The sequence below is a fragment of the Pedobacter sp. NO84 genome, from assembly GCF_059703915.1.
Map to the genome: position 1 here is coordinate 2157776 of NZ_AP046575.1, position 13160 is coordinate 2170935.

Annotated in this window: 8 protein-coding genes; 2 read left to right on the forward strand and 6 right to left on the reverse strand. The window is 38.8% G+C overall.

Features of this window, described 5'->3' with window-relative positions; genetic code table 11:
* Positions 1-11: 11 nt before the first annotated feature.
* The 6 genes from AC6H0V_RS09220 to AC6H0V_RS09245 all read right to left on the reverse strand — a co-directional run bounded on the left by AC6H0V_RS09220 (position 12) and on the right by AC6H0V_RS09245 (position 8344).
* Positions 12-1199 (reverse strand): Gfo/Idh/MocA family protein, encoded by a 1188-nt coding sequence (locus AC6H0V_RS09220; RefSeq protein WP_497559898.1) that lies wholly within the window; start codon positions 1197-1199, stop codon positions 12-14.
* A complete protein-coding gene (locus tag AC6H0V_RS09225; RefSeq protein WP_497559899.1) occupies positions 1199-2569 on the reverse strand; it encodes a 3-keto-disaccharide hydrolase in 1371 nt (456 codons plus the stop codon). The genes AC6H0V_RS09220 and AC6H0V_RS09225 overlap by 1 nt, the downstream gene beginning before the upstream one ends.
* Before the next feature lie 77 nt (positions 2570-2646).
* Positions 2647-4002, reverse strand: a complete 1356-nt coding sequence (locus tag AC6H0V_RS09230; protein WP_497559900.1) for a Gfo/Idh/MocA family protein — start codon at positions 4000-4002, stop codon at positions 2647-2649.
* Positions 4003-4145: 143 nt separating this feature from the next.
* Positions 4146-4673 (reverse strand): hypothetical protein, encoded by a 528-nt coding sequence (locus AC6H0V_RS09235; protein ID WP_497559901.1) that lies wholly within the window; start codon positions 4671-4673, stop codon positions 4146-4148.
* A 2-nt stretch (positions 4674-4675) separates the two neighbouring features.
* Positions 4676-5323: a hypothetical protein gene (locus tag AC6H0V_RS09240; protein WP_497559902.1), complete on the reverse strand. Its 648-nt coding sequence runs from the start codon at positions 5321-5323 to the stop codon at positions 4676-4678.
* Positions 5324-5632: 309 nt separating this feature from the next.
* Positions 5633-8344, reverse strand: coding sequence for a valine--tRNA ligase (locus AC6H0V_RS09245; RefSeq protein ID WP_497559903.1), 2712 nt, complete (start codon positions 8342-8344; stop codon positions 5633-5635).
* A gap of 516 nt (positions 8345-8860) precedes the next feature.
* Here AC6H0V_RS09245 and AC6H0V_RS09250 point away from each other — a divergent pair.
* Together AC6H0V_RS09250 and AC6H0V_RS09255 are read left to right on the forward strand one after the other, a co-directional pair.
* Positions 8861-10900 (forward strand): M13 family metallopeptidase, encoded by a 2040-nt coding sequence (locus AC6H0V_RS09250; protein WP_497559904.1) that lies wholly within the window; start codon positions 8861-8863, stop codon positions 10898-10900.
* Between the two features lie 100 nt (positions 10901-11000).
* A complete protein-coding gene (locus AC6H0V_RS09255; RefSeq protein ID WP_497559905.1) occupies positions 11001-13070 on the forward strand; it encodes a M48 family metalloprotease in 2070 nt (689 codons plus the stop codon).
* The last annotated feature ends 90 nt before the right edge of the window (positions 13071-13160 follow it).

Here is a 13160-nt window from a genome sequence, read left to right on the forward strand (position 1 = left end):
TCCCTCTAAACTTAACTGTATTCCTTTTTCCAAAACTGACGTTGGCCCGTGTAAATAGCTTCATTGCACATTCCTACACAAATGGCGGCCTGGGTGCCCGTATTGATATTTGATACAGGTGTTTTACCTTCAACTATTGATTTATAAAATTCGTTTAGTGCATAAATGGTTCCATCTAGGGTTGGCTGATTTAAAATCGGGATGCCTCCATCGGTATTCACTACGATTTTGGTTGCGCCAGTTACACCATCCACGATTCCCAGTTCTTTGGCTCGTTCTTTTTCTGGATAAAAAATCCCAGTATCTGGCAACAGGGTTACACTTCCTTTTGTCCCTTTAATTTTAAACAAGTAGCCATCATGGGCATTGCCACAGGTTGCGCCGAAATTGCCAATCATACCTGCATTTTTATAGCGTAAAGTAGCCTGGATATTATCATAGGTTTCTCTTCCATCCTTAAAGATATCGATGCCTCCTGTACCGAAAATCTCATCGGGTTGGGTTTCGAATGCCCAATTGATAAAATCTATCTGGTGGGATAGCAGTTCTGCCGCTAATCCGCCAGAATATTCTTTATACATCCGCCAATTAATTTGGCGTTCGAGACTTGGATCAGGTACTGGTCTGCGCCAATTTCCGTTCCTATCCCAACGGCAATCAATTTGAGAAACCTTCCCAATGTAACCACTTTGGATCATTTCTTTCACCTTAAAGTATAAAGGTGAATACCGGTATTGGTACCCTACCTGAAACACCTGTTTTGGATATTGAGTTACCAATTTCCGCAGCGCTAAGGCTTGGGCGATGTTATAGGTCATGGTTTTTTCTACATACACATGTTTGCCAGCAAGCACTGCATCTTTTGCGATGTGAAAATGTTCGCTCAAGGGAGTAGCGATAAATACTGCTTCTATATTTTTGTTATCCAGTACCTTGCGATAGTCTTTTTGTGCCGTGGCAGTGGCTGGAACATACTTTTTGGTTGCTTCTAACCTAAAGTCGAGCACATCACAATAAGCCACAATAGTAAATTGCTCGGGCATTTTCATGATTACGGATAAGACCCCATTACCTCTATCACCACAACCGATCATGGCAATTTGAATAGGTCTTTGAGCTGTAGCTGCCAATAGGCCATCAGCCATTAAAAGGCTAGTGCCGAGCAAAGCTGATTTTTTAACAAAGGAACGACGGTGCATTATAATGTTTTGATTTTTATGGATCTATAACTCACACTATTCCCATGATCTTGTAACAAAAGGTGCCCTTTTGCCGCTTCTCCAAAATTAGGCCATTTCTTGTATTTGCTAATTGCTACCAATTTCCTAAATTCTTCATCTCCACGTTGATATTCCAATACCTTGATCCCATTTAAATAATGCTCTACTTTATTGTTCGGATAAACAATTATCCTTCCCCTATTCCAAGTTCCAATCGGCCTTAAACAACCTAATATCTTATTGGAGGTCATCAGATCATAAAGGGAGGCTAATGTTCGGTTTCCATCTCTACCTAATTTTGCATCAGGGTGTTTTTCATCATCCAACACCTGATATTCAAGTCCGATGGCCGAGCCTTCATTCTGCTCAGTTAGAGTCACAAAATATTTGACCCCGCTATTAGCCCCTTCAGTTAATTTAAACTCAAAAGAAAGGTCGAACGCAGCAAATTGCTCTTTGGTTACAATATCCCCTCCATTGGTTGATTCTGATCCATTACTAGGCAAAACACTTAGAATTCCGTCTTTTAGCTCCCATCCCTTCGTCGGAAAGGCGTTTTTATAAGCTCCAACCCATCCATTAGTGCTTTTTCCATCAAATAAGAGCTTATAGCCATTGGCTTTTTCTTGGGCGGATAATGAATTTGGTGTTAGGTTTACCACATAAATAGATTTCGGAAAAGGCTGAGCTTTTAAGTTCTCGGTTTGGATAATAATATTTTTAAAATAAACTTTTTTTCCTTCAAGTGCGGTTTTGTTACCAATTCCATGAACTTGTAGACCAATAAAACCCGTTTTATCCAAGGTATCGATTACATAAGCTACCGGGATTCCGTTAACCCAAGTTTTGGTTTCATTGCCAATGCATTCTATTTTATAATGGTTAAATTTTTCTGCTTTATACAATGGTTTTACGCTAGGATGTAATTCCAGGGGATAAAGCCATAGTCGCCTTGCTTCATCATATATGCCTCCAGTCCATGCTCGCGGTGTGGGATCTATTTCTATTTGCCTCCCGTAAACCATTCCGCTGCCCTTATTTCCTGCCGGATCATAATGGCTTCTGGTCTGGATCCCAGAATTGGTTTCGGCACCTTCTAATTTTACGTCCAACTCCAAAATAAAATTGCCGTATTCTTTTTCGGTAATGAGAAATGAGTTTGGCGAATTCTTTGTCATGGTGCCAATTATCATCCCATTTTCTATGGTATATGGTGCTTTTCCAGCTACTGCTTTCCAGCCTTTCAGGGTTTTACCATCAAATAATGCTTTTTTTTGGGCATAGGCCGATGAAATAGCAATGATGAAAGTGAGGACCAAGAAACTTAGCTTTTTGAATGTTAGAAACATGTAATTAGGTAATGATTGAGTTAATGAATTTTGTAAGGTTTAAGCTGACTTAACGCTCCATGCTCTAGCTCTACGCTTTAATATTTGAAGACCTTTCCGTTGGCCATCACTTCTTGGGTTTTTTCGTCGAACGTTGCTTTTGCGCCAGTACGTACGGCGGCGTTGGTCATGATATTTGCGATGGAGTGGCTATACCCTGCTTCAACTGGTGCATTGGGGGTTTGTCTGCTGCGTACACATTCCATCCAGTTACGCATGTGCGCTGATGTTAATGGATCGCCGCCAGTGCTTGCTCCGCTAGCTACTTTTATCTCTGTTTTAGAAAGATCAAATTCTTTTAGCAGATTAGCTTTCATACCCATTGCAGAGGCTTCTTTTTCTCTTAAACCTCCCTTTGGCGACACTTTATTGGTAATTAAGTTTAGCTCCCCACCATTTGAATAATATACCTCACCTACATCTCCCACACTATTTTGCATTCTTGAGGTAAAGGTTACCTGAAAACCATCGCTCATATCGGGTTGCCCATAATCAAATACGGCTACCATAGAATCCCAATTTTTACGACCATCTTTCCAGGTGTAAATACCTCCGTTTGCCACTACGCTCCGTGGATGGCTCAATTTGGAAAACCAATGAACCGTATCAATCTGGTGCGACATCCATTGTCCGGGCATGCCCGATGAATAAGGCCAGAATAAGCGATACTCGAGGTATTTTCTGGGATCAAAGGTATCTGCAGGGCGATTTAACAGAAACCGTTTCCAATCGATATCTGCTTCTTTCAATTTAGCAACCAGTTCGGGTCTTCTCCATCTACCGGGCTGGTTTACGTTCCAAACCAAATCAACTGCTGTTATTGCACCGAATTTACCTTCTTGAATATAATTTGCCGCAGTGGCATAATTCTCTCCGCTTCTTCGTTGAGAACCGATCTGAACAATTTTTTTACTTTCTTTTATCGCTTTAAAAGCCGCCCGAGCATCAGCCATGGTTTCGGCAAATGGCTTTTCTACATACGCATCGCAGCCTGCTTTCACTGCATCGATCGCGTGTAGCGCATGCTGAAAATCAGCTGTGCTTATGATAACAGCGTCTAGATCTTTGGTGGCATACAGCTCATCATTATTTCTACAGGCCTTAATGTCGTGGCCCATTTTATCTTTCAAATGTGCGATACCCAAGTCTCTACGATAGCTCCAAAGATCTGAAAGTGCAACAATATCAAAGTTTAATTCTTTGTAATGGTTTTGGAAACTTGGCAATAAAGTTTCCCTAAAACGATCAGAAAATGCAGCAACTCCTACCCTTACCCGATCATTTGCTCCGATAATACGATTGTAGCTTTTTGCACTCGAACTGAGTGTACCGGCGTAAGTTGCGGCAGCAAGCAGCGCTGATTGTTTGATAAATGTTCTTCTTGGATTGTCCATATTGCAATTTGAGTTGAGCGTGGGGCGATAGGCGTTGAACGTTAGAGACGCTAAACGCCAAACGCGGCACTTTTTATTAACGATTAACCTAACTCAATAATAAGGCTTTTTAATTACAAATAACAGAAGCTTGGGTAACTTTTTTACTTATGAAATGGAGTAAATCCAGTGATCTGAAAAGCGTAATTTCCTAAGAGGTAAGTTTTTGTATGCTCAGCATCAACCAAATTAACAGTGGCGCGTTTGCCCTGCTTGTACATGGTGCCGGAGATGTAATATTTTTGATCAATTGTTAACTTACTTATCTGCTCGTCAGAAACGAGTCCAGAAATCTGAAGGTCAAGATCATTTAATAGCGATTTATCGTTCCGTGTGGGGTCGATGTAGGTTTTAAACACGGCGATTTTAACCGATTGTCCACTAAAAACAGAATCTTTAATCTCTTTCAGTTTAAATGGCATCCCTTTTAAAAAATCAGCTTCATTACTTAAGTTAATCATTCTATGTTTAAATTTCTCCGTAATATCAGCATTGGCACTAGTCCACGAAGGATAGGCGGCTATGAAATCACTTACTTGTTTTTCAGTATAAATAGTTGAATTAGCACCTTTTGGTTCTTCATTTCCGCAGGATAATAAAGCTACCGAGATATATAAGAATATTTTTTTCATCGTTAACGTTTTGAATTAATAATCAATTTAACAATAATTGGGTTTACTTTTTGTAAAGACATATGGTCCGACGGTAAGATTCCGGTCTCGGAAGCTGCCTGCTCTGCATTCTGAAAATCGTTTGCATTTATCACCATCCCGAAAACTGGTCTTACACAGGGCATTTGTTCATCTAAGTTTCCTCCGTTGAAGCTTACTACCGTCCCCCGATCTTTACTGCCAAATCCGTACAAGCTTAGGGGCCTACCATTTAACTTATTGATTGCAGCTAGTTTACTGCCTATTCTTATTCCGTTTTGTAAAACATACGTTGAATGTGGATTATCTATGGTAAAGTTCTGGATGATTTTATACGGCTGTTTGCTTTCTTGCCAATTGATCGTAATTTCTCTAGGAGTACCTTTCCAAACGGTTGTACAATACATGTTATAGAATTTACCATCAACTAGTACAGAATCAGTGGTGACATTCGATTTTCCAGCTTTGCCAAGCACCTCAGCATAGGTATCGTTAATATTCAGTTCGCCCACTCCATCACAAGTAATCAACATCGGATTCTTAGTAGTTGGAGCAATAGGAGTTTGCTTATGCTCGCTTTGGCAGGCAGAAAAAAACAGAATAGCAATTAAAAATAGTGTTGAAATTTTCATGTGAAGTTGTACTCCTAATGTAGAAAAATTAATCTTTTGTGGTCATCATAATAGAAGTGAATAATTCGTAACAAAAACACTTAAACAGATAGTTCATTTTTCCCCTGCGCGGGGAGCGCTTCGTCCTTTCCCTTGATGGAAAGAACCAAAGATCAGGGCTGTGAATGCTATCCCGATAGCTATCGGGACGGAATAATACGTCAATTGCTTTTAGGCCGCAGGATGGGCTTTAGGCGCTAATATTAATCTTCATAAACTAAGACTGACGCTTTTTTTTAAAAAAATTCGTTCATTTTATCCGTCTACACATTATCCCTCCAACACTTCTAAGCTCTCAGTAATAATCTTGATTTTGGATTCAGCATCTGCCTTTTTATTTCTTTCGTTGGCAATAATTTCTGGCTTTGCGTTTTGAACAAAGCGTTCGTTGCTCAATTTTGTATCCACAGATTTTAAAAATCCTTGCAGGTATTCTAATTCTTTGGTTAAGCGTTCTCTTTCGGCGTCAAGATCGATATTTTCATTTAGGAGGATAAAAAATTCATCCTTACCTACCATAAAGCTTGCAGCACCGGCAATTTTATCATTAACCAATTCCACTTCACTGATGTTTGCCAGTTTAAAAATGATGTTGGTCCATTTTTCGAAATCCAGATCAGAATTTATTTTAATGGCTAAAGGCAAGGAGTCTTTTAGAGAAATTTGACGCGTATTTCTTACATTCCTGATCTCAGAAACAATATTTTTGATCTGTTCCGCTTCGTTTAAAAGCTTGGTATCGGCTTTTCCAATTGTAGGGTATGAAGCTACAATACAGCAATCCATTTCGGTTCTCTCTCCAAATAGCTCATCATGATAGAGTTCTTCTGTAATAAAGGGCATAAATGGATGTAGCAATCGTAAAATCTGCTCAAAATACTGGATGCTTATTTTTTTCGTTTCGGCATCTATTGGATGTTGGTATTGGGGTTTTACCATTTCTAAATACCATGCGCAGAAATCGTCCCAAACCAATTTATAGGTATCCATTAACGCCTCAGACAATCGGTATTGCTTAAAATTAGCTTCGATCTGAGCCAATGCCTCGTTAAACCTGTTATCGAACCACGTAATCGCCTGCGTGTTGGGGTTGGCTAAATTATCATCTACTTCCCATCCTTTAACCAAACGGAAAGCATTCCAAATCTTATTGGCAAAATTTCTGCCCTGCTCGCAATACGCTTCATCAAACATCAAATCGTTTCCAGCGGGCGAAGACATTAACATACCTACACGTACCCCGTCTGCGCCATATTTTTCGATCAGCCCAATGGGATCAGGGGAGTTGCCCAAAGATTTTGACATTTTTCTTCCCAGTTTATCACGTACGATTCCGGTAAGGTAAACATTGGTAAACGGTTTTTGTCCTCTAAATTCATGTCCGGCCATGATCATTCGTGCTACCCAAAAGAATAGAATTTCTGGGGCAGTAACTAGATCATTGGTTGGATAGTAATAATTAATATCCTTATTATCTGGATTTTTAAAGCCATCGAAAACAGAAATTGGCCATAACCACGACGAAAACCACGTATCCATTACATCTTCATCCTGAGTAATAAATTGTCCACATTGTGCTCTAAATCCTGCTTTTTCCTCTTCTGAAAGCTTACTTCGATCAGGGTGGCGGTTAATGAGTTCTTCAATTGCCTCTCCTTTGGTTTTAGCCACAACGGGTTCTTCATGTTGGAAATACCAGGCCGGAATGCGTTGTCCCCACCACAATTGCCTACTTATGCACCAATCTTTTACGTTTTCCATCCAGTGGCGATACGTATTGATAAATTTCTCTGGAATTAATTTAACTTCTCCATTCAATACATCAGCCAATGCTGGTTTTGCTAACTCGTCCATTTTAGAAAACCATTGAAGGGAAAGTTTGGGTTCGATTACTGCATCTGTACGCTCAGAATAACCTACTTGCGATTTATAATCCTCCACTTTTTCTAAATGCCCAGCCTCTTCAAGCATTTTGGCTATTTTTTTTCGCGCGATGAAACGGTCTTCACCAATCAGTATTTCTGCCTTATCGTTTAAGGTTCCATCATCATTTAAAATGTCGATTACCGGAAGTTGGTGTTTGATGCCCAGTTCATAATCATTGAGGTCGTGGGCGGGGGTAACTTTTAAGCAACCTGTACCAAAATCCATGGTTACATATTCATCTTGGATGATAGGGATTTCACGATTGATTAAGGGCACATACACTTTCTTTCCATGCAGATGAAAGTAACGTTCATCGTTGGGATTAATACAGATCGCACTATCCGCCATGATGGTTTCTGGGCGAGTGGTGGCGATGGTAAGAGAGTTGAGAGTTGAGAGTTGGGAGTTGGGAGTGTGGCTCTCCGCCCCATGCTCCATGCCTTTTATAGCATATTTAACATAGTACAACTTAGAGTTTACCTCTTTACGGATTACCTCTTCATCAGAAACCGCTGATTTTGCGCTCGGATCCCAGTTTACCATGCGAATGCCACGGTAGATATTTCCTTTTTTATATAGATGGATGAAGCTATCGATTACCGCTTCAGATAGATCATCTTCCATGGTAAATCGGGTACGGTCCCAATCGCAGCTAGCCCCCAATTTTTTTAATTGTTCTAGAATGATGCCTCCGTATTTCTCCTTCCACTCCCAGGCATATTTTAAGAATTCTTCGCGTGAAATGTCTTTTTTATTAATTCCACGTTCTTTTAACATGGCTACCACCTTTGCTTCTGTTGCAATAGAAGCATGGTCTGTACCAGGTACCCAACATGCATTTTTTCCTTGCATACGAGCTTTGCGGATCAGTACATCCTGAATGGTATTGTTAAGCATATGCCCCATATGCAACACTCCAGTAACGTTAGGTGGCGGAATTACAATGGTGTAAGGCTCGCGCTCGTCGGGCTCAGAATGAAAAAATTTCTTACTAAGCCAGTAACTGTACCATTTATCTTCGGTTTCGGCAGGATTATATGTTGTAGCTGTACTCATTTAGGATTTGGAAAAGCACAAAAATAGCGAATAAAGGTGAAAGGAGAAAGTCCCGTTGGTAGTTTTCAGTTGGCGAAATAACCGCAAAGGGCGCCAAGAACGCGAAGTGAGTTGGTAGTTAGAGTTGGGAGTTCGTGTTCTCCATGCATAAAAGGTGAACCATTAAGAAGTTAAGGCCAAGGCCATTTAATCTTAACTATCTAAATTTCTTGATGGTTAAATTGCATGCTTAAACGAAAACCGTTAACGTTCTGATGCAACGAGGCAAAACATAATTTTTAATTTATTTACTAATCATTTTTTGATGCTTGCACAATAAAAGGTGTTAAATTATGTTAAATAGCTATAAAACATGCAAAACATGAAATCGTTCAGACTGGCACTATTTAATGGCGATATTTTTCGCAAAATTGGCTTAAGTAAAATCTATTATTGGTTTAATAAGTAATATTTCTATTAACCTTGCTTTAGTTTAATAGCTAATTCCTATTTTTCATCTTTAATTTTCTTTAAAGTATGAAACTGAAACAACTTACAAATTACTTTGTCATTCTCGGGCTCGCAACGGGAAGTTTTTCTAGCTATGCGCAGAGTGTGCCTAGAAAATATATAGATCCTGCTAACATGGATCTTAGTGTAAAACCAGGTGATGATTTTTACCGTTATGCCAGCGGAACATGGGTTAAAAACAATCCGGTTCCTGCTAAAGAAACAAGATGGGGAACATTTAACGAACTTCGCGAGTTTAATATCCAAGCGGTAAGAAGCCTAGTAGAACAATCAGCAGCCGATAAAAGTGCTGCACCAGGTACCGTTACCAGACGTGTGGGCGATTTTTATGCGGCAGCAATGGATAGTCTTGCTATCGAAAAACTGGGATATATTCCTATTAAAGCCGATTTGGCAAAAATCAAAGAAATAAACAGTGTTCCAGCTTTATTGGATCATATTGCTTACATGCGCACTTCGGGAGTAGGTGGGGGTATGTTTGGATTTGGGGTTGGCCAGGATAGAAAAAACGTAACCAAATACCTGGTTAACATTTCGCAAGGCGGAACAAGTTTAGGCGATCGGGATTACTATTTAAGAGACGATCCACAAAGTAAAAAAATCAGAGCGGCTTACAGTGTGTATATGGTTAAGCTTTTTACCTTGATCGGATATAGCCAAGCAGAAGCTGAACTAAAAGCGCAAACCGTTTTTGATGTAGAAAAAGCACTTGCTGAAGCCCAGATGAGCCGTATCGAAATGCGTGATCAATACAAAACTTACAACAAATTAACCGTTGCAGAATTTAACCAGGTAACACCAAATATCAATTGGACTGCCTTAATGCCAAAAATGGGAGTTGTAGGACAGGATACCGTTCTGGTAAATTCTCTTTCATTTTTCAAATCGTTAGACGGAATGCTGAACACCGTAAGTTTGGCAGATTGGAAAAGTTACTTGGAATGGAATGTGTTAAGAGGGGCTGCTAGTAGCTTAAGCTCTCCATTTGTAAATGCAAGTTTCGCTTTTACACAGGCTCAAACCGGGCAAAAAGTTGCCACCCCTCGTTGGCAACGCATGAGCAGTTTAACTGATGGCACTATCGGAGAATTATTAGGACAGCTGTACGTAGCAAAATATTTTAAACCGGAAGCAAAAGAGCGCATGGATCAAATGATTGTAAACCTACGTAAAGCATTCGAAATTAGAATAAACGGTTTAGAATGGATGAGTGAAGCTACCAAGAAAAAAGCACTAGAAAAGCTCCATGCATTTACACCAAAAGTAGGCTATACCACTAAATGGCAAACCTATAACGGTCTAGAAATTAGTAGAAACTCTTATTTCCAAAACCTACGCAATGCGGATGTTTGGAGATACAAAGAAATGATCGGAAGATTAGGTAAACCAGTAGATCGTACCCGTTTCGGAATGACACCTCCAACAGTAAATGCCTCTTACAGCCCTACAATGAACGAAATTGTGTTTCCAGCAGGAATTTTACAATTTCCGTTTTTTGATCCAAATGCTGATGATGCGATAAACTATGGTGGCATTGGTGCAGTTATCGGACACGAGATGAGTCATGGATTTGATGATACAGGAAGTCAGTACGACAAAGACGGTAATCTTAAAAACTGGTGGACAGATGAAGACAGAGCTAAGTTTAACGAAAAAACAAAAGCCTTGGGAGATCAGTTTAGCTCATATACCGTAGTAGATACGATCCATGTATTGGGCAAATTAACCATGGGAGAAAACATTGGAGATCTTGGTGGATTAAATGCGGCTTATACTGCGTTTAAAATGACCAAGCAGGGACAGAGCAATGAAAAAATTGATGGATTTACTCCAGATCAACGTTTCTTTTTGTCATGGGCACAAGTATGGAGAGGTAATATCTTACCTGAAAACGCAGCACAGCTGATTAAAACCGACCCACATTCTCCTGGTCCGTATAGAACTATTGGTGCACCTGTTAACATGGATGCGTGGTATCAGGCCTTTGATGTGAAGCCTGGGGATAAATTATATAAAAAACCAGAGGATAGAATTAGACTTTGGTAAAAAAAAGCGCCTTTAACTAGGCGCTTTTTTTTTGCTTTTCGATTTGGAAATCAAGAACCAGAATAATAGTTTTATAGTACCAATAGTTACACTCTCATTTATGTCTACCGCTCTCACTAAAGTATCGCCTAATTTCAAAAAAATGGCCAAAAGATCTATTTTGGCAATTATTCTATTTATCGTTATCTATTTCATCTTATTCGTGTTGGCCATTGCTCTAACCGCACTTTGTGGATATGTAGGCATTTTCATCATTACGGCCCGTCCATCATTTTACACGCTCATTGCTGGATTAGGCATCATCTCTATTGGCTTTCTCATTTTGTTTTTCCTAATCAAATTTATGTTTACTTCCCATAAGATTGATCGGTCTCACCTGATGGAAATTCAACGTAAAGATCAACCTCAGTTATTTGGCTTTATTGATGAAACTGTGCTGCAAGTTCAAACCGACTTTCCCAAAAAAGTATATCTTTCTTCAGATGTAAATGCGTCGGTATTTTATGACAGCAATTTTTGGAGCATGTTTTTACCGATCAAAAAAAATCTTCAAATAGGAATGGGTCTGGTTAACAGTGTATCGGTAACGGAATTTAAAGCAATTTTAGCGCACGAATTTGGTCATTTTTCTCAACGCACCATGAAGGTCGGTAGTTATGTTTACAATGTAAATCAGATCATTTACAACATATTGTATGATAACAGTTCGTTCGAAAACCTTATTAGCAAACTAGCCAATATTCATGGTATCATTACACTTTTTGTACGCCTGGCATTGGCTATTGTTTCAGGGATCCAATGGATCTTAAAGAAAATTTATGCCATTCTCAATCTTAATTACATGGCATTATCTAGAGAAATGGAATACCATGCAGATGAAGTTGCGGCCAATGTGGCTGGTTCAGAACCTTTAATAAGTTCATTATTAAGGCTCGATCTGGCAAATTTCTCACTTGATAAAGTGCTCTCGTTTTACAACAATAAAATTGAAAGTGCAGTTAAAACTACAGATCTATATCCACAACAACATTGTGTAATGAATTTTTTCGCTAAAGAAGTAGAATTACAAATAGAAAATCAACTGCCCCATGTACCTATTGAGCATTTGTCAAAATATAACAAATCAAAACTTTTAATTAAGGATCAATGGTCTTCACATCCAAGCACTAAAGATCGGGTAGCAGCACTTAAGCAACTTAGCATACCAACAGTATCTATTGATCACCGAATTGCAATCGATTTGTTTGATGATTTGCCCTCAATTAAATCAGCAATGACGAAATTAATTTTTTCTACCGCAGGATATAAGGCCGAAGAACAGTTAATTTCTACTGAAGAGTTTATGGCAGAATTTATGGCCGAGAGTGCTAAAAACTCTTTCCCAAAGGTTTATAGGGGATATTTTGACGATAAAAATCCAATTTACAAAGTCGAAAGTGATATCGATAATACCTTAGTGTTTGACGACCTGCACATCAATAAACTCTTTAGTGATTCAATCATGGATTTAATTTATCAATCCTCGAGTATAGTTAATGATATCGAAATTCTTAAACAACTTGCTGAAGGGGGCCATAACATTAAAACATTTGATTACGATGGAAAAAAATATACGATTGAGGCATGTGGGCAATTAATTGATCAATTAGATAATGAATTAAAGGAAATCAAGGATAGAATAGCAAAAAATGACGTCGAAGTTTTAAACTATTTCAATTATATCGCAAAAAAAGCCAAGAAAGAGGCGGTATGGATTGAAAAATATAAATACTTGGCCTCATTAGACGAGGCATTCGAGGATAACATCAACTGTTATAATGATGTTGCAACCAGCCTTGAATTTATACATGTTACTACACCTTTTGCTACGATTAAAGCAAATCTCTTAAACCTAGAGCCTAAAGAGATTAAATTAAAAGAAAAAATCACTGCAATGCTAACTGATGCCACTTATGAAAATTTAATAACAGATGAAGTGAGAAAAAATTTACAGCAATATGTAGGTGAAAAACACACCTATTTTTGGGAGTTCAGTAATGAATATAATGATGCAGCATTAGAAATATTGTTCGTTAGCTTAAGAAATTTTCAAGATGTTTTATTGAAACATTACTTCGAGGCAAAAAGAGACTTGTTAGCTTATCAAGCTAGCCTCGTAACTACAAGTTAATTAAGTTCTATTATAATTTGATTGCATTAAATTATTAGCCACATCTACACAGATTACCTTTTGAGCAGTTCACGGTGGCAAAATCTGCGC